The sequence below is a fragment of the Halomonas sp. TP35 genome (assembly GCF_052375975.1).
Classification (GTDB): domain Bacteria; phylum Pseudomonadota; class Gammaproteobacteria; order Pseudomonadales; family Halomonadaceae; genus Vreelandella; species Vreelandella citrativorans.
In genome coordinates, this window is record NZ_JBQSUZ010000003.1 from 173,243 (window position 1) to 190,214 (window position 16,972).

Below are 16,972 nucleotides of genomic sequence, written 5' to 3' on the forward strand. Positions count from 1 at the left end.
CGGTGCTCTCTATTGGTGGGCACCTGTTGGGCGTGCCTGTTACTATGTTTCTGTTGCTACGTTTCTGTTGCAAAGCGCCTGGCAGATCAGACTTAGATGTCGCCCAAGCCTAACATGACGGCAAGCCTTTCTGGTGGTACATAGCCTGGCACCATTTGGCCATCGGGCAGAATAATCGCGGGCGTGCCCTGTACGCCCAGCGCCATACCCAGCTCATACTGTTCAGCCACCGGGTTATCGCAATCCGAAGGACCCGATAGCGGCTGGCGCTGTTGGGCACGGGTCATCGCTTCACTACGATTATCCGAGCACCAGGCTTGCTGCATGGAGGTCGCCGCATCGCTGCCCATACCCGCCCGTGGGAATGCTAAATAGTGTACCGCAATCCCGCGCTCATTAAGCTCAGGCACGGCTTCGTGAAGACGCTCACAGTAGGGGCAAGTGGGGTCGGTAAATACTACCACGGTGGCTTTTGGCTCATCGACACCGCGATACACAACGCGCTCAGACTCGGGGATACTTGCCAGTGCCGCAACACGCTCCTGATTTTTGGACTGCTCGGTTAAATTGACCAGCCCCGTTTCGGCATTTTCGAAAAGATCACCCACCAAAAAGTGACTGCCATCGACGTTGGTGTAGAACGACTCGCCGCTTTCCAGACGCACGTGGTAAATGCCTTCCATCGGGGTCGTTGTTACGTGCTCAACCGGCATCGGCTGACCATTAACGCTCAGCGACTCACTCAGTCGTTGCGTGACGGCATCTGCCTGAGCGGCGACCGGCAAAACGCTGGCGATGGCGAGCGTGAGTAATGCCGTGCGTAAAGAAGGAGTAACCGTACGTTGACGCATTCTATCTTCAACCTCGCGGATGGTGTTCGGCATGTAAATGCTCCAAGCGGGCTTGGGCAACATGCGTATAAATTTGAGTCGTAGATAAATCGCTGTGGCCTAACAGCAGCTGTACGACCCGTAAATTGGCCCCATGATTCAATAAATGTGTCGCAAAAGCATGCCGCAGCGTATGCGGAGACAGCGGACGCGAGATCCCAGCCGTGATGGCATGTGCTTTTATGCGGTGCCAGAAGGTCTGCCGCGTCATGGCTTTATCATGGCGCCCTGGAAAAAGCGCTGGCCTGGTCGGATCGCTCATTAGCGCAGGTCTGGCCGTTTTCATATAGTGCGCAAGCCAATCTGCTGCCTCTTCCCCCATGGGCACCAGGCGGTCTTTATCCCCCTTACCACGCACACGCACTACATTTTGGCGCAAGTTCACCGCATCACCGGTTAACGACACAAGCTCCGACACGCGCAGCCCACAGGCATAAAGCAGCTCCAGCATGGTGCGGTCGCGCACGCCCAGCGGCGTATCAACATCAGGCGCCATCAGCAGGCGCTCGACCTCCGCCTCCTCCAGCGTATTGGGCAGGCCTGGCTGCACTCTGGGAAGCTTAACATCCACCAGCGGGTCGCTAGCCACATGCCCGTGCAAGCGCGCCCAGCGATAAAAACTTCTGAGGCTCGATAACAACCGGGCATTGCTTCGCAACTGATAGCCTTGCTCTCGGCGGGCATCCAGCCATACGGGAAGCCGCTGCCCCGCAGGGGACAATATATCCTCACCTTCTGCTATCAGGTAGTGCTGCCACGCGGTTAAATCGCGCCGGTAGGCGGCTAACGTATGATCACTGGCGCCTTGCTCTAACCAAAGGGCATCCAAAAAGGCATCAATGACACTCATACGTTAATCGTCTCTTACTGGGTGTATGGACACATAAACAAAACCCCGCCCCGCAAAGCGGTGACGGGGTTCTGGTATCCAGTGCGACGCATGCCCAAGACGTACGTCAAGAACAGTGCGCGCCCGAGAAAGCGTCGCTTAGGACAGCTTTTCTTTGATACGTGCTGACTTACCGCTACGCTCACGCAGGTAGTACAGCTTGGCTTGACGCACGTCACCACGACGCTTGACTTCAAGAGAGTCAACCAGCGGGCTGTAGGTCTGGAAAGTACGCTCAACGCCAACACCGTGAGAAATTTTACGTACGGTGAAAGCGGAGTTCAGGCCACGGTTACGCTTGGCAATAACAACACCTTCAAACGCCTGCAGACGCTCGCGGGTACCTTCCTTAACTTTCACTTGAACGACAATAGTGTCGCCCGGTGCAAAAGAAGGAATCTCCTTGCCCATCTGCTCGTTTTCGATCGCCTGGATCACCTTGTTCTTGCTGCTCATCTTCGTACTCCTAAATAACGGAATGGTTTGCCACGCAGTTGTGGAAGGGGCAAACCGTGATCCCGGCGCTCGAATCGAGCCACACGGGAGTCGTTATGGGTGACACAGGTACGTTGGGTATAACCCCTTCTCGTCCTGCACCGCCGCCCTGTACCAGGTAATTGAAAATAACCTACTTGGCAGACAGAGCGTGTTCCTCGATAAACTCGTTCAGCAACTGCTGTTGCTCAGCGTTAAGCTCGCGACCTTCTAGCAGGTCGGGACGGCGCTGCCATGTGCGGCCTAAAGACTGCTTCAACCGCCAGCGCTTGATCGCTGCATGATTACCGCTTAGCAGCACATCCGGCACCTGGCGCCCGTCGATACTTTCTGGACGGGTATAGTGCGGGCAGTCCAAAAGACCGTCATTAAACGAGTCTTCGATAGCGGAGTCCTGATGCCCCAATACACCGGGAACCAACCTCGCCGCTGCGTCAATCAGCACCATGGCGGGCAGCTCACCGCCGCTCAGCACATAGTCGCCAATCGACCACTCTTCATCGATGTCACTCTCCACCACACGCTCATCAATCCCTTCATAGCGCCCTGCAACCACCACAAGGGGGCCAGCAGCGGCTAATGCCTGAGCGCCTTTTTGATCAAGCTTACGCCCCTGGGGCGAAAGGTAGATCACAGTAGGCACCTGGCCAGTGGCTTGATGTGCCCGCTCGCGGGCATCGTGGATAGCGCCACGGAGTGTATCGACTTTCATCAACATACCCGGGCCGCCGCCATAAGGGCGGTCATCCACACTGCGATGGCGGTCGGTGGCGTAATCTCGCGGGTTCCAGAACTCCAGGGTAATACGTTGCTTCTCTATCGCCCGACCCACTACGCCCTGTTGGGTGAGTGCATCGAACATTTCAGGAAACAACGATACTACGCCGATCCACATGGCGGGCGTATCCATATCATTGCCAAGCACCGGTGTTCGCACATCGGCCGCTTCATCATTGATCAAAACTCAGGGTCCCAGTTAACGACCATACGGTCATCTTCAAGACTGATTTCGACAATCACATCATCAGGCAAAAACGGGAGTAACCGCTCGCGTTTGTCGATCGCGTCGTCATCGCCGCGAACCACCATGACATCGTTGGCGCCGGTTTCAAACAGGTAGCTTACCCGTCCTAACCGCTCGCCGGCTTGAGTGAAGACAGCCAAGCCTTCAAGCTCATGCCAGTAATACTCATCGGCTGACAGTGCAGGCAGTGCATCTTTTGGCAGTAAGATATCCGCTTGCGCCAGTGCTTCAGCGGCATTGCGGTCATCTACGCCCTTAATCTGCACAACAAGGCCTTTACCTTGCCGACGCCCCTGAACAATGGTCATTCGCGTCAGGGTTTCCCCTTGGCGCACCCACCATTCGGGATAATCTAAAATGCTGTCCATGGGGCTGGTGTAAGAATACACCTTGAGCCAACCCTGCACCCCGTGGGGGCTAGTCAGCTTGCCTAACACCACATGCGTGTCGTCAGTTTGGCTTGTTTCAAAACGCGTCATCGACGACCTCAACGTACAGCAGTCCAGATTCTACCGTGAACAGACTTACGCCTGTTTACGCGCTTCTTTAACCAGCTCAGCAACACGACCAGACAGCTGGGCGCCTTGGCTCTGCCAGTGAGTAACACGCTCTAGATCAACGCGCAGACGCTCTTCCTGACCACGGGCAACCGGGTTGAAGAAGCCAATACGCTCGATGAAACGGCCGTCACGGGCGTTACGCGAGTCGGTAACAGTCAGGTGGTAAAAGGGACGCTTCTTGGCGCCACCACGTGCCAAACGAATGGTAACCATACGATAACTATCCTTCGGTTGAGGTTACGAGAGTGGGAAATAGCGCAAACCGCCACCAGAACACTCATCATACTGTTTTCTTGATACGCCGCTCACTTGAAGATAAGTGGCTGCTTTGTACCATTTTTAGGCCTTCATAATCGGATGTGACGGCAATGCTTACGCATATTTTGCCAACACCCACGCATGAAGAGGCCGCATTCTACGCAAATGCGCCCTGATTGGAAAGCCTGACAGCCAGAAAACTCACAGGCCGTCAACCTTACCGACGTCGCCGCAGCGCCTAAACTAATGTGCTTAGCGCCAGGGAAGGCCTCCGGGGCCACCCATACCACCGCCACCCATGCCGCCCATTCCACCCGGGCCGCCGGGACCACCACCGCCGCCCATCATGCCGGACATACCGCGCATCATCTTCTGCATGCCGCCTTTTTTACCCGCCTTCTTCATCATCTTCTGCATCTGCTTATGCTGCTTAAGCAGTCGGTTCAGGTCAGGCACCTGAAGGCCTGCACCGGCGGCAATTCTACGCTTGCGCGAGCCATTGATGATATCTGGCGCGCGGCGCTCTTTAGGCGTCATGGAGTTGATCAGCGCTTCAAGCTTGCCCAGCTCCTTCTCAGGGCCCGGGCCCTGGGCCATTTCCGCCATTTGTCCCATGCCGGGCAATTTGCCCAAGAGGCCACCCATGCCGCCCATCTTTTTAAGCTGCTGCAACTGGTCACGGAAGTCTTCCAGATCAAAGCCATCGCCTTTTTTGACCTTGCTGGCAAGCTTGGCAGCTTTGTCTTTATCAACCGTACGTTCGGCTTCCTCTATCAGCGACAGCATGTCGCCCATGCCGAGGATGCGTGATGCAACACGATCCGGGTGGAAAGGCTCCAGGGCGTCAACTTTCTCGCCCACCCCCATAAACTTGATGGGCTTGCCGGTAATATGACGCACGGACAGCGCCGCACCGCCACGCGCATCACCATCGGCCTTGGTTAAGATAACCCCGGTCAGCGGCAGCGCATCGTGGAATGCTTTCGCGGTATTAACCGCATCCTGGCCGGTCATCGCATCGACGACAAACAGCGTTTCTTGAGGCGAGATCGCTTTATGCAGCGCCTGGATCTCCGCCATCATGGCTTCATCGATTGCCAAGCGACCCGCGGTATCTACCAGCACCACATCGTGGAACTGGATTTTGGCGTGTTTGATCGCCGCTTCGGCAATATCAACAGGCTTTTGATCAGAGCGCGAGGGGAAGAAGTCGACTTCGACCTCTTTGGCCAGCGTCTCCAACTGGTCGATGGCTGCCGGGCGATAAACGTCAGCCGACACCACCAGGACTTTTTTCTTCTCGCGTTCGCGCAGGTAGCGGGCAAGTTTGGCGACCGAGGTGGTTTTACCCGCCCCTTGCAAACCGGCCATCAACACAACGGCTGGAGAGCCTTTGAGGGTTAGGCCTTCATTGGCCTCGCCCATAATGGCTTCCATCTCCTGCTGGACGATTTTGACGAACTGCTGGCCGGGCGACAGGCTCTTGGAAACTTCCTGCCCAACCGCCCGCTCGCGCACGCGTTCGATAAAGGCCTTAACGACCGGCAGCGCTACGTCGGCTTCAAGCAGCGCTTTGCGTACTTCGCGCAGGGTATCTTTAATATTGTCGTCGGTCAGGCGCGCCTGACCTTTAATCGACTTCAACGTCTGGGAAAGACGCTCACTGAGATTCTGAAACATGGGGCCTCTCTGCCTCCGTCGCTGTCGCCGGGCGCCTACGCCCCTAGACTGATGTACATGGATTATACGCGCTCACGCCTTGAGTCTCCATGACTGTCCGCGCGGGCTAACGATGGCTGTGCGATACTGCTTTGATTGGTTATAGTAGTCGGTACACGTTAACTTAACTGTTTTTTACTGCAACGCGCGAAATGCGCGCACGGATAGCATCATGCAGGCGCTGCCTTTCGCCACGATCGCTTTTGTACTCTATGTTGCTGCTGCCACTTGGCAGGGCATGGCCCTTTTTCGCCGCGTGCCGCCCCGCCAAGGCATGGTGCGCCTGCTGGGTGCCTTGGGCCTGTTGCTCCATATCCCGGTGGTCGTCCAACTGATGGGGCAATCCCCAGGCCTTCTGCCTGGGTTTACCACCAGCGCGACGCTTTTCATGGCGGTCGCCGTTAATGTGCTGTTGATAGCGAGCCTTTTCAAGCCGGTGCTTAACGTCGGCATCGTTCTCTTTCCTTTAGCGGGTGTCGCGCTGATTACCGCCACCTGGCTCCCCAGTCACACTAGCCAAACGGGCCTGACACCCGGCATTCTGCTGCATGCCATTAGCTCTGCGCTGGCGTTTGCCATGCTCGCGATTGCAGCGATACAGGCAATTCTGGTGGGATTACAAAACCAGGCGCTACGCCATCACCATATTCGCGGCATCGTGCAGTCGCTTCCTCCTTTAACCACGATGGAACGCGTCCTGTTTGAGTTGGTCTGGGCAGGCATTTTGCTACTAACGCTCTCGATTGTGAGCGGCTTTATCTTTCTTGATAATATTTTTGCCCAGCATTTATTACATAAAACCGTTCTCTCGTTAGGTGCGTGGGTTATTTTCACAACCCTACTGATTGGCCGCTATCGTTTCGGTTGGCGCGGCATGCGCGCAGTACGTTGGACGCTGGGTGGTTGCACGCTTTTGATACTGGCCTACTTTGGCAGTAAGTTTGTGCTTGAGATACTACTCAATCGCTAAGCCCATATACACGGCTATGGCTGTCTTGACACACCTTCTTCTAGCTTCTACAAACCGTGCTTGATACAGCATAAAGGAATTTTCGACTTGAGCGACGACTTCCCCTTGGGATTACTATTCGGCCTTCTTGGCTTACTGGTACTACTATCGGCTTTTTTCTCCAGCTCTGAAACCGGCATGATGTCGATTAATCGTTATCGCCTGAGCCATCAGGCCAACAGCGGTGATCGGCGCGCCAAACGGGTCATGCGCCTGCTTACCCGCCCTGACCGCTTGATTGGCGTCATTCTAATCGGCAACAATTTCGTCAATAACCTTGCGGCATCCATTGCGACCATCATCGCCATTCACTTTTTCGGCGAAGTATCAGGCCCAGCGATTTCTACTGCCATTTTAACGATTACTATTTTAATTTTTTCCGAGGTTACTCCCAAAACCTACGCGGCGATTAAACCTGAGCGTATTGCCTACCCCAGCTCTATGGCGCTGGAGCCGCTTTTGAAGCTGCTTTATCCGCTGGTGTGGCTGGTGAATATGATCTCGAACGGCCTACTGCGCATACTGGGCGTGAAAAGCGTGGAAAATGGCGGCGACAACCTTACTCGCGACGAGCTGCGTACCGTGGTGCATGAGGCGGGCACGCTGATCCCCTACCGCCACCGGGCCATGCTGCTATCGATCCTGGACCTTGAGAATGTCACGGTCAACGACATTATGGTGCCGCGCCATGAGGTGCTGGGAATTGACCTGGACGATTCGCTGGAAGATATTCTGACCCAAATTCGCACCAGCCAGCACACCCGCTTACCGGTTTATAAAGGCGATATCAACAACATCATCGGCATGCTGCACTTGCGCAATGCCGCGCGCTTTTTATCCCGTGACGAAGTAACCAAAGCGGCGATTGTTCAGGAAGCACGCGAGCCCTACTTTATTCCTGAGTCCACACCGCTCCATACCCAACTGCTTAACTTTCAAAAGCAGAAGCGGCGTATTGGTATCGTGGTAGATGAGTATGGCGATGTCGAAGGATTGGTAACGCTTGAAGATATTCTGGAAGAGATTGTTGGCGAGTTCACCACGGACGTATCAGAAGATGAAGAGATTCATCAGCAGGACGACGGCAGCCATGTGATTGAGGGTACGGCTAACATTCGTGAAATCAATAAAATGCTGGGATGGCACTTACCAACAGATGGCCCCAAGACCCTGAACGGGTTGATTTTAGAGCATCTTGAAGCGTTCCCCGAAGGCCCCGCCAGCCTGCAAATTAACAATATCCGTATGGAAATACTGGAGATCCGCGACAACCTGATCACCTCTGCCCGCTGCTGGCAAAACGTGCGTCTTCCAAGACGCCAACCCTGACAGCACTTTGAGATTGATAGCGCTTGAGATGGCTAGCACTTGGGACGGCATATAATAGGTAGCGCTGAAGCGCGTTAGCGCGCGTCAATATCTTTATCGGCGGCCACTTTTAGCGCCCGCACCCGCGTTTCCAAATAGCTACGCAGCGTAACCCCATCCACCTCTTGCACATTAATGGGTGGACCAAAATGCAGGCTAACCGGTGCCCTAAAGCGGCTTGGCCACTTTTTAAGCGCTTTACCGTTGTAGTGTGATGTCCAGGAGCCCCACAAGCCTGCCAGCCCAGCGGGAATCACCGGCACATTATCGCGTGCCAGAATAGTTTCCAGCCCGCGCCTGAAGGTATGGATATCACCGTCTGGCGTTAACCGCCCTTCCGGAAATACCATAACGACCTCCCCTCGGCGCAGCGCCTGGCTCACTTCATCCAGCGTACGCCGCAAGGCGCCGGGGCTACGCCGTTCGGACTCAATGGGGATAGCACCGACAAGCTGAAACCACCACTTGAGCCAGGGCGAATCGAAAATTGGCTGATCCATAACAAAACGCAGTGGCCGAGGGCTACCGCCCCCCAGGACCAGAGCATCCATAAAGCTTACGTGGTTGCATACAACCAGCGCACCGCCGCGTTTGGGCAGGTGATAACGCCCATGCACATGCAAGCGGTAGCAAAGGCGCATAGCCAGATAAATCAGGCTACGCAGCACTTGGCGGACAGCATTGATCCACCATCTCACGATGCCGGCTCCCGGAGCCGAAGCCCTGCCAGCACCGTACTGACCAACTGATCCAGCAGTTCATCCACTTTCAGCTGCTGGCCTTGCCAATACCCCAAGCGTTCATTTAATCCCAGCTGTACGAGCCCATGTACGCTGCCCCATAGCGTGCGCCCCAGCCGCCGAGCTTCGAGGTCGTCAAGCGTGGGCTGGTACTCTTTGAGAGCGGATTCAACCTGGGTAAACAGCGCTTCAATTAGATGGCTTTGACGCTGATCCAGCTCCCCTTCTTGTGCCAAGGGGTAATCAAACAGCAGCTTCCAGCGGTAGCAGTCTTGCTCGGCGAAGTGCCAGTACGCATGCGCCAGCGAACGCAGCCAAGGCTCTGGCGCGTCTGCCGATAATGACGTAATGGTCTGCTTCAAACCCGCCAACGTTTCGACGTTAACGTGCTGCAATAAGTTGTTAAAGCTGCCGTAAAGTTTAAGCAGCGTACTGGGCGCGCAGCCAACCTCTCGAGCCAGGGCACGCAGTGATAAATCGTGGACTGACTGTACAGCCAACCAATCATCACAAGCTTTCATGACCTGCGCATGGAGGGCATCGGGCGCATGCTGTCTAGGACGGGCCATGGCGATCTCTTCAGGTCAACGAATAACAAGAAAGAATGCCTCACAGCGCTTTAGCGTGAGCAAGGGGTAATATAGGATACCTTATATCGAACACTGTTTTCGACACTAAAGCGCCACATTTAGCGCATTCTTGTGCATCTTTAACCTCTCCCATGACATGATTGAGTCGATTCTGCTTAAGGAGACTGGCATGACCGGACGCCTACATGTACACAATTTACCGCTCAAGCGTCTTCTGCCCTCACTCAAGGCGCCATCCGCGCTGGTGGAATCCCCCAATCTGGCACCCCGCCAGCCCGTTTCGGCTATTCGTTTAGCCCAGGGTGAGTTGCAGCTTGAGTCACTTTTTTGGGGGTTAACGCCGCCGTGGCTAACAGTGCTGGATCACGCTCCGCACTGCGCCAGAGCTGAGACACTAAGTTCAAAAGCCATGTTTCATGAAGCGTTTCAGGCTCGCCGCTGCGTTATTCCTGTCAGCGGTTTTTACGTCTGGAAAGTACTGCCGCGACACAAACAGCCTTATCTGGTCACAGAGGTTAGGCGCGCACCCTTACTGCTAGGTGCGTTATGGTGTCGCTACCATACAACGCTTACCGCGTTTACTGACTCAACAGCACTGATTAGCGTACCGGCCAACGCATGCCTGGCACCGCTTAGCGACCGACTGCCGGTGGTCATTCCCCCTCATGCGTTGACCACATGGCTTGATCCCGATAGCCCTCTGGAAACCGTAAAGACACTATTAACACCCGCACCCTTGGAACTATTGGGTGCGTTCCCAATATCCAAGCATGTCAACAATCCTGCCTATCAATCAGCCGCTTGCGCCCACCCGGTTGGGCCAATGCTGCAATGGACCGTCCCACAGGAGCCGTAATGTTACGACCGAAAAGTAGACTATTTTATTCGCGCGTTGTACTGGCAGCGGTACTCAGCACCGTATGGTTTTCTCCCGGCGTGCTGGCCGCTGGTGATGATCCGATAGAAGACATCGTAATACCGATTGCCAGCCCTTTTGACAGCCGCGACTATCGCGTGCTGACGCTTGAAAATGGTCTACAAGCGCTATTGGTAAGCGACCCTGACGCTGACAAAGCCGCTGCATCAATGAACGTCCGGGTCGGTAGCGCCCAGGATCCAGATGATCTGCAAGGGCTTGCCCATTTCCTTGAACACATGCTGTTCCTGGGTACCGAGGCGTATCCCGCTCCGGACGCTTATCAGCGCTTTATTTCTGACCATGCGGGCTCCCATAACGCCTTTACCGCTCAGCAAGATACCAACTACTTTTTTGATATCGAGCCCTCCGCCCTACCGGAAGCGCTTGATCGCTTTAGCGAATTTTTCCTGTCACCGCTGTTTAATGCCGACCATTTAGAGAGCGAGCGCAATATCGTTCATTCTGAATACATGGCAAGAATTCGCGATGAGTCCCGGCGCGAAAATGATGTGCTTAACCAACTGCTCAACCCTGGCAATGCCACCACAGGGTTTGCCGTTGGTAGCCGCGAGACGTTAGCCAGCCCGCCGGCAGGCGAAGCGACGCTACGAGAACGTGTCATCGATTTTTACCATCAGCATTACGATGCCAACGTAATGAACCTGGCCGTCGTCGCCCCTCAGCCGCTTGATACGCTGGAAGAGTGGGTGGTGGAGCGTTTCGCGGATATTCCTGACAATGGCCTGAACGTTCCTACGATTGATGCACCGCTGGTAGATACCGATACCCTGCCACGCTACGTTGAGCGTCAGTCACTGCAAGATCGCCGCCAGCTGCGTTTTTACTTCCCGATCCCAGACCCCGAAGATGAGTATCGCGCAAAACCCACTCATTTAATGTCGCATTTGTTAGGCGATGAAGGGGATGGCAGCCTTTTGGCTGTGCTGCGTAACGCAGGTTTAGCCGATGGCCTGTCCTCAGGTGTTCAGCGCGGTGATGGTCAGGATGCCCTGTTTACGGTTTCCATTAGCTTGACGCCCGCCGGTGCCGAGCGGCTTGATGATATTCAGGCTACGCTATTTGCCGCCATTGATCAGCTGCGTGACGATGGGTTGGCTGACTGGCGCTACACTGAGCTGCGCGATTTGAGCGAGCAGGCATTTCGTTTTCAACAGCACGGCGCACCTCAGCAGGAAGCTACCCGGCTCTCCATGAGTTTATCCCGCTACCCGGTAGAGGATGTGCAGTATGCCGCGTATCGCATGGACGCGCCGGACACTGAGCGTCAGCAGGCGTATCTGGATGCGTTAACGCCGGACAACATGCTGCGCTTTTACTCTGCGCCCGAGGTGGAAAGTGACGCGGTTTCGCCCTGGTTCTCGACCCAGTGGCGAGAACAACCACCTGCTCAAGAGGGTCTCGCGCTTGAGGGTTTGGCCCTGCCTGAACCCAACCCCTTTATTGCCAGCGACCTTGCCCTTATTGAAGGCCAGGACGAGCACCCAAGCCTGATGATCGACACGCCATCCTTTAAGGTTTGGCACATGCAGGACTCACGCTTTAATACGCCAAGCGTTGAGTGGCGGGTCAGTTTGCAGTATCCCGACGCCAGTTATTCGGCCGAAGAGGCCGTACTGACGCAGCTGTTGGCTGGGTGGCTAAACGACAGCTTGAATGAATCACTTTATCCCGCATGGATGGCCGGTCAGTCGTTTAGCGCCTACCCGCACGCACGTGGGATGACGCTATCATTTTCCGGTTGGCGTGATGGTCAGACACCGCTTATTGAGCAAGCCATTGATCAGCTTAAAACGGCTGAGATTAGCGAAGGCGCCTTTGACCGCGTGCAATATCAGTTGCAGAGAGAGCTGGTTAATGCGCCGCAATCATCGCTTTATGGCCAGGCAAGCCGCACGCTGGGTGAAGCACTGTTGTCCCCACGGTGGTCGACAGCCGAACTACTTGACGCCAGCCAGCGCCTTGACCAGCAGAATCTTGAGAATTTCCGTAAGCGCTTTTTGGGCGGGCTCTATATCGACGCCATGGCGATTGGCAACCTGGATGAAGCACTCGCCCAAGAGCAAGCCGAGCGGGTGCGCAGCAAACTGCGCCCACGCTTGACGCGAGAAGATATTCCAACGCTTAGCCCGCTGGCCATTGGCACGACTTCCAGCGTGCTGCAACCGCACAGCACCCGCGACGAGTCCCTGGTGCTGCGTTACTTACAAGGGCGAGACCAGAGCCCCAAAGAACAAGCAACCATTAGTGTGATTGCCCAGTGGCTGGAGACGCCCTTTTATCAACAGCTGCGCACAGAAGAACAGCTGGGCTATATTGTGAACGCGGGTTATTCACCCCTGCTTGAGGCGCCTGGCATTGCACTACTCGTTCAGTCGCCGGATGTGGACAGCGAAACGGTCGCTGCGCATATGGATGCCTTTTTAGCTGACGCTGGCGAAGCGCTTGAGCAACTCGACGATGCTGAACTCGATGCATATCGCAAAGCGGTCCATGCCAGTTTGAGCGAGCGTGATACCAGCCTTGCGGGCATGGCCAACCGTTACTGGCAGGCCACCGCGCTGGATGAGATCCGCTTTGACCGTCGTGAAGAGCTGGCCAACCTGGCACTTGAGGTTAGCGCTGCGGATATTAAAGCTGCATGGCCAGAGCTACTTGGCCACCAGCTTGATATACGCTTCAACCCGGGTGATGAGCCCAGCGATGTAACGCCTTACCGCGAAGCGCTAACGCCGTTTGCCGAGCGCGACCATCCATAAAGAAGTGCGCTGTAACTCAATGCTCCGCTCAGGCATCGAACGCCTGGGCGGGCATCATGGCCTCGACAAACATCACCAGCTCTTCAAGGATCTGCCGCTCACGCTCGCTGAGCGGCTGCTGATTGTAGCGCTCGATCTCCCGAGCAAAGGCCTTTAGCGTAAGCCCGGACATCGCCGGATCATTAATACGCATCCAGCGAAACGCCTCCCACTGCTCGCGTTCGTCACCTTCCAGCGTGTCAGGGTAGCTACGCGCCCGATAGCGAAACAGCATCTCCTCAAGGCGCGGGTCCTGAAAGGCAAACCGCTGCCCTACCAGATCCCAGGGTTCCATCTCACGCACTCGCTCCATCTGCTGGCGGTCGGCAGCGGAAAAGAAGCTGCCGGAGTAAAGCATCATGTCAGGGTCGTGGGGTGCGTCATCAAAGCTGGTCTTAAAGACCTCGGCCACTTTAGGCGTCACCCCTTGGGCGCTGCGCAAGGTTTTCCAGTGCTGGCGGCACGTTGCAATATCCAACCCAAGGCGCTCAACAATCGCGCCATACGCTCCCTTTTGCGGCCCGTCTATGTCCTTGAGCACACTCGACGGAAAGATCACCGGGCAACGGTTGATATGAATGACCTTAAGCGGAATACGTACCTCGCCTTCCGCTAGATCCTGCTGACTGACAAAGACGCGCTCGCGTATTTGCTCAGGCGAAAGGGTAAGAAGGTCGCCCGGATCAACGCTTAGATCGTAAACAATCATCCCATTAGGGTTGGTAGGGTGCTCAGCTAACGGCATTACCAGGGCGCTGCAACCCCGGCTGGCCGGGTAGCGGCGGGAAATGTGCAAAAGCGGCTTGGCATTAGGCAGGTCCAGCTGCGTGGCAACCGCGCGTTTGCCACGCAGGCCAAGCAAGTAATCAAACAGCTTAGGGTTCCGCGTTTTGAGCAGCCGCGCCAGGGCAATGGTTGCCCGAACGTCGGCCACCGCGTCATGCGCGCCTTCATGCTCAATCCCGTTGGCTTTGGTTAAGTGCTCAAGCTTAAAGCTTGGCGCGCCATCTTCACGTAGCGGCCACTCAATGCCGTCCGGGCGCAGCGCGTAAAATGCGCGTACCACATCAATTAAATCCCAGCGGGAGTTACCGTTTTGCCATTCGCGGGCGTAAGGGTCGAGCAGATTGCGATAGAACAGATGGCGAGACACTTCATCATCAAAGCGTAAGCTGTTGTATCCCGCAACACAGGTGCCCGGCTCGCTCATGTGGCGCTGCACTTCACTGGCAAACTGCGCTTCAGGCAGGCCGCGACGTCGCGCTTTTTGTGGGGTAATCCCGGTAATCAAACACGCGGCAGGATGAGGCAGGTAATCGTCCGCTGGCTTGCAGTAGAGCTCGATAGGCTCACCGATCTCGTTTAAGTCCGCATCGGTACGCAGCGCAGCAAATTGAGCGGGCCGATCTCGACGTGGATCGGCCCCGAATGTTTCATAGTCATGCCACAAAAAACTGGCAGGGGCGGCATTAGGTGGCGCCATGAACAAGCACTCCGCAAGGCAGCAAAAACCCTAGCCTAGCACACCCAGCGCCTTTATCGCCGCCTGTTGCCCTACTGTCTTGTCAGCTTTTGGGCAACGTCACATTCAGCTCAAGTACTGAGCAGTTATCTTCGCTATCCAGCGAAATCTGAATGGCGTTGTCGTCGACATGTACATAGCGACGAATAACTTCGAGCAGTTCGCGCTCAAGTAGCGGCATGTAGTCAGGCTGACCACGCTGGCTTCGCTGATGCGCCACGATGATTTGTAACCGTTCTTTAGCCACCGAGGCGGATTTCTTGCGCTCACGCTTCAAGAATTCCAAGAGTTTCATCGACGGTTACCTCCAAACATACGGCTAAGCAGACCTTTGCGCTGCACCTCATGAAAACGTAACGGAATCTCCTCACCCAGCAGACGTGAAACGGTATCCGTATACGCCTGACCTGCATCACTTGATGCATCGTGAGTGACTGGCACCCCCTGGTTCGAGGCGCGAAGCACAGCTTCGGACTCAGGAATCAGACCCAGTAAGTGAACGGCCAGAATTTCACGAATATCCTCAAGGGTAAGCATATCCCCGGTAGTCACCCGTTCAGGGTTATAGCGAGTAACGAGCAGATGCTCTTTAATCGGATCACCACCCTGCTCAGCACGTCGGGTTTTCGATGCCAAAAGGCCCAAAATACGGTCAGAATCGCGTACTGATGAGACCTCCGGATTGGTGACCACAATCGCTTCGTCGGCAAAATACATGGCAAGCTGCGCACCACGTTCAATACCTGCGGGAGAATCACAGATAATAAAGTCAAATTCTTCTCGAAGCTTTTCCAAAACCTCCGCCACCCCTTCCTGGGTTAGCGCATCTTTATCCCGGGTTTGTGAAGCGGGCAGGATATACAGATTTTCAACGCGCTTATCACGGATCAGCGCCTGGTTAAGGCCAGCTTCCCCCTGGATGACATTTACCAGGTCATACACCACACGACGCTCGCACCCCATAATCAAATCAAGATTTCGCAGTCCCACATCAAAATCAATGACCACGGTTTTTTTACCACGGAGTGCCAGACCTGTTGAGATTGCTGCAGCGCTGGTGGTTTTACCGACCCCCCCTTTACCTGAGGTCACAACAATAATTTTAGCCAAGATTCACTTCCTTCTTGAAGTCGTTCATCGCGAGCGCATGACGCTGAACGAATAACGGGAACGTCAATGTCACAAAAGCCCTACTGTAACGGATAGGCAAGGCAGCGTCGCTAAGCATTAAGCATGGATGCACGCTGCGTTGAAAGCATCAACCCAACGGCTTAATTTCAAGCTGCTCTTTTATAAAATGAACTTCTGCGGTGCGGCCCAAAAGCCGGGGATCAACATCTTCAAGGCGTTTGTAATTCCCAGCCACCGAAAGCAGCTCAGCCTCAAGCTCGCGGCAGTAAATACCGGCCTGAGTATTGCCGTGAATGCCTGCCAGCGCCCGTCCCCGCAGAGCACCGTAAATATGAATACTACCTGCTGCTAATACTTCTGCACCCGCATTGACGGCACCAATAACGATCAGATCCCCGTCCGATGCGCTGACCTGCTGGCCTGAACGAACGGTGCCGCGATAAAGTCGTGTTGCCGCACTCTTGGCTTGCGCCTCAATACGCTCGTCGTCAGAGGCATTGTTTTTTGAGGTTTCCTCTTTGCTGACGCTCTCCAGTGCGCGAGCGCGCGTCTCCTCTACAGGTGCAAACCACCCAAGTCCCAATGCCCAAGCCGACTGGCGTACCGGCTCTGAACCGCCGCGCACCGCAACGGGTAAAAGTTTGTGATCCCGGCAAACGGCGCATATTCTTTCCAAAGCCAAATGGGGTTCATCAAGCTTTTCCACGCTTAGCACAACCGGTGTATGCTGGAAGAAGGCAGGAGACTGAGACAGTTTACCGGCCAACTGCCGCCGGATATGCTCAGGGTCAGCGCTACTTAATTCCATGACGGTCATCGGCAGCATGCCGCCTTTAAAGGTAAATGCCATGTTGGCACTATCGGCGTTGAGGCTCATAGCCGAACTCCATGTCATGTTCAGGTAAAATAAAGGTAGCGCAATTTGGCGCCTTTGGGTGTGAAGAATCAATTTCTATTACACCCTGGTAAGGCAAAGCTAAGCGACAGCGCCGGTGACTGCAACCGCTGTTCAATAATGGCTAATTTTTTTCATGCTACGCAC

At 55.2% G+C, this 16,972-nt stretch carries 17 protein-coding genes; 4 read left to right on the plus strand and 13 right to left on the minus strand.

Going from position 1 to position 16,972, the window contains the following annotated elements; all coding sequences use genetic code 11:
- Positions 1-92: 92 nt before the first annotated feature.
- The 7 genes from ACT3RU_RS06115 to ffh form a co-directional block, all read right to left on the minus strand.
- Positions 93-884, minus strand: a complete 792-nt coding sequence (locus ACT3RU_RS06115) for a DsbC family protein (RefSeq protein ID WP_192527217.1) — start codon at positions 882-884, stop codon at positions 93-95.
- Positions 859-1,740 carry a site-specific tyrosine recombinase XerD gene (gene xerD, locus ACT3RU_RS06120; RefSeq protein WP_087110088.1) on the minus strand — a complete coding sequence of 294 codons (882 nt, stop codon included), beginning with the start codon at positions 1,738-1,740 and terminating at the stop codon, positions 859-861. The genes ACT3RU_RS06115 and xerD overlap by 26 nt, the downstream gene beginning before the upstream one ends.
- A 138-nt stretch (positions 1,741-1,878) precedes the next feature.
- Positions 1,879-2,235 (minus strand): 50S ribosomal protein L19, encoded by a 357-nt coding sequence (gene rplS, locus ACT3RU_RS06125; protein ID WP_192527218.1) that lies wholly within the window; start codon positions 2,233-2,235, stop codon positions 1,879-1,881.
- Between the two features lie 172 nt (positions 2,236-2,407).
- Complete coding sequence (gene trmD, locus ACT3RU_RS06130) at positions 2,408-3,169, minus strand: tRNA (guanosine(37)-N1)-methyltransferase TrmD (RefSeq protein ID WP_087110175.1); 762 nt, start codon at positions 3,167-3,169, stop codon at positions 2,408-2,410.
- A 62-nt stretch (positions 3,170-3,231) separates the two neighbouring features.
- The gene (gene rimM / locus ACT3RU_RS06135; protein ID WP_192527219.1) at positions 3,232-3,777 is read right to left on the minus strand and encodes a ribosome maturation factor RimM; all 546 of its coding nucleotides are present in this window, start codon (positions 3,775-3,777) and stop codon (positions 3,232-3,234) included.
- 45 nt (positions 3,778-3,822) lie between these two features.
- Positions 3,823-4,071 (minus strand): 30S ribosomal protein S16, encoded by a 249-nt coding sequence (gene rpsP, locus ACT3RU_RS06140; protein WP_009724081.1) that lies wholly within the window; start codon positions 4,069-4,071, stop codon positions 3,823-3,825.
- Between the two features lie 297 nt (positions 4,072-4,368).
- Complete coding sequence (ffh, locus tag ACT3RU_RS06145) at positions 4,369-5,796, minus strand: signal recognition particle protein (protein ID WP_192527220.1); 1,428 nt, start codon at positions 5,794-5,796, stop codon at positions 4,369-4,371.
- 211 nt (positions 5,797-6,007) lie between these two features.
- On the opposite strand from ffh, the gene ACT3RU_RS06150 reads away from it, so the two are divergent.
- Complete coding sequence (locus ACT3RU_RS06150) at positions 6,008-6,805, plus strand: cytochrome C assembly family protein (protein WP_192527221.1); 798 nt, start codon at positions 6,008-6,010, stop codon at positions 6,803-6,805.
- Between the two features lie 87 nt (positions 6,806-6,892).
- Entirely contained in the window at positions 6,893-8,173 is a 1,281-nt protein-coding gene (locus tag ACT3RU_RS06155) for an HlyC/CorC family transporter (protein ID WP_087110112.1), read from the plus strand.
- Between the two features lie 74 nt (positions 8,174-8,247).
- On the opposite strand, the gene ACT3RU_RS06160 is transcribed toward ACT3RU_RS06155, so the two are convergent.
- Together ACT3RU_RS06160 and ACT3RU_RS06165 are read right to left on the minus strand one after the other, a co-directional pair.
- The gene (locus ACT3RU_RS06160; RefSeq protein ID WP_225733772.1) at positions 8,248-8,853 is read right to left on the minus strand and encodes a 1-acyl-sn-glycerol-3-phosphate acyltransferase; all 606 of its coding nucleotides are present in this window, start codon (positions 8,851-8,853) and stop codon (positions 8,248-8,250) included.
- 53 nt (positions 8,854-8,906) lie between these two features.
- Entirely contained in the window at positions 8,907-9,521 is a 615-nt protein-coding gene (locus ACT3RU_RS06165) for a TetR/AcrR family transcriptional regulator (protein ID WP_087110116.1), read from the minus strand.
- Positions 9,522-9,711: 190 nt separating this feature from the next.
- Here ACT3RU_RS06165 and ACT3RU_RS06170 point away from each other — a divergent pair, with 190 nt between their 5' ends.
- Both ACT3RU_RS06170 and ACT3RU_RS06175 read left to right on the plus strand, forming a co-directional pair.
- On the plus strand, positions 9,712-10,398 hold the full coding sequence (locus ACT3RU_RS06170) for an SOS response-associated peptidase (RefSeq protein ID WP_192527223.1): 687 nt from the start codon (positions 9,712-9,714) through the stop codon (positions 10,396-10,398).
- Positions 10,398-13,238: an insulinase family protein gene (locus ACT3RU_RS06175; RefSeq protein WP_192527224.1), complete on the plus strand. Its 2,841-nt coding sequence runs from the start codon at positions 10,398-10,400 to the stop codon at positions 13,236-13,238. The genes ACT3RU_RS06170 and ACT3RU_RS06175 overlap by 1 nt, the downstream gene beginning before the upstream one ends.
- Before the next feature lie 28 nt (positions 13,239-13,266).
- Here ACT3RU_RS06175 and sbcB read toward each other — a convergent pair whose 3' ends face one another.
- The 4 genes from sbcB to minC all read right to left on the minus strand — a co-directional run bounded on the left by sbcB (position 13,267) and on the right by minC (position 16,807).
- Entirely contained in the window at positions 13,267-14,760 is a 1,494-nt protein-coding gene (gene sbcB / locus ACT3RU_RS06180) for an exodeoxyribonuclease I (protein ID WP_087110123.1), read from the minus strand.
- A gap of 82 nt (positions 14,761-14,842) precedes the next feature.
- Positions 14,843-15,094, minus strand: a complete 252-nt coding sequence (gene minE, locus ACT3RU_RS06185; RefSeq protein WP_018918334.1) for a cell division topological specificity factor MinE — start codon at positions 15,092-15,094, stop codon at positions 14,843-14,845.
- On the minus strand, positions 15,091-15,909 hold the full coding sequence (gene minD, locus ACT3RU_RS06190; protein ID WP_087110125.1) for a septum site-determining protein MinD: 819 nt from the start codon (positions 15,907-15,909) through the stop codon (positions 15,091-15,093). Before minD ends, minE begins: the two co-directional genes overlap by 4 nt.
- Before the next feature lie 148 nt (positions 15,910-16,057).
- Entirely contained in the window at positions 16,058-16,807 is a 750-nt protein-coding gene (minC, locus tag ACT3RU_RS06195) for a septum site-determining protein MinC (RefSeq protein ID WP_192527226.1), read from the minus strand.
- Positions 16,808-16,972 lie beyond the last annotated feature (165 nt).

What these genes read in the sequence shown, in the direction of transcription:
- ACT3RU_RS06115 (WP_192527217.1), bottom strand. Translation starts at nt 884, where the DNA reads ATGCCGAACACCATCCGCGAGGTTGAAGATAGAATGCGTCAACGTACG.
- xerD (WP_087110088.1), bottom strand. Translation starts at nt 1,740, where the DNA reads ATGAGTGTCATTGATGCCTTTTTGGATGCCCTTTGGTTAGAGCAAGGC.
- rplS (WP_192527218.1), bottom strand. Translation starts at nt 2,235, where the DNA reads ATGAGCAGCAAGAACAAGGTGATCCAGGCGATCGAAAACGAGCAGATG.
- trmD (WP_087110175.1), bottom strand. Translation starts at nt 3,169, where the DNA reads ATGTGGATCGGCGTAGTATCGTTGTTTCCTGAAATGTTCGATGCACTC.
- rimM (WP_192527219.1), bottom strand. Translation starts at nt 3,777, where the DNA reads ATGACGCGTTTTGAAACAAGCCAAACTGACGACACGCATGTGGTGTTA.
- rpsP (WP_009724081.1), bottom strand. Translation starts at nt 4,071, where the DNA reads ATGGTTACCATTCGTTTGGCACGTGGTGGCGCCAAGAAGCGTCCCTTT.
- ffh (WP_192527220.1), bottom strand. Translation starts at nt 5,796, where the DNA reads ATGTTTCAGAATCTCAGTGAGCGTCTTTCCCAGACGTTGAAGTCGATT.
- ACT3RU_RS06150 (WP_192527221.1), top strand. Translation starts at nt 6,008, where the DNA reads ATGCAGGCGCTGCCTTTCGCCACGATCGCTTTTGTACTCTATGTTGCT.
- ACT3RU_RS06160 (WP_225733772.1), bottom strand. Translation starts at nt 8,853, where the DNA reads ATGCGCCTTTGCTACCGCTTGCATGTGCATGGGCGTTATCACCTGCCC.
- ACT3RU_RS06165 (WP_087110116.1), bottom strand. Translation starts at nt 9,521, where the DNA reads ATGGCCCGTCCTAGACAGCATGCGCCCGATGCCCTCCATGCGCAGGTC.
- ACT3RU_RS06170 (WP_192527223.1), top strand. Translation starts at nt 9,712, where the DNA reads ATGACCGGACGCCTACATGTACACAATTTACCGCTCAAGCGTCTTCTG.
- ACT3RU_RS06175 (WP_192527224.1), top strand. Translation starts at nt 10,398, where the DNA reads ATGTTACGACCGAAAAGTAGACTATTTTATTCGCGCGTTGTACTGGCA.
- sbcB (WP_087110123.1), bottom strand. Translation starts at nt 14,760, where the DNA reads ATGGCGCCACCTAATGCCGCCCCTGCCAGTTTTTTGTGGCATGACTAT.
- minE (WP_018918334.1), bottom strand. Translation starts at nt 15,094, where the DNA reads ATGAAACTCTTGGAATTCTTGAAGCGTGAGCGCAAGAAATCCGCCTCG.
- minC (WP_192527226.1), bottom strand. Translation starts at nt 16,807, where the DNA reads ATGAGCCTCAACGCCGATAGTGCCAACATGGCATTTACCTTTAAAGGC.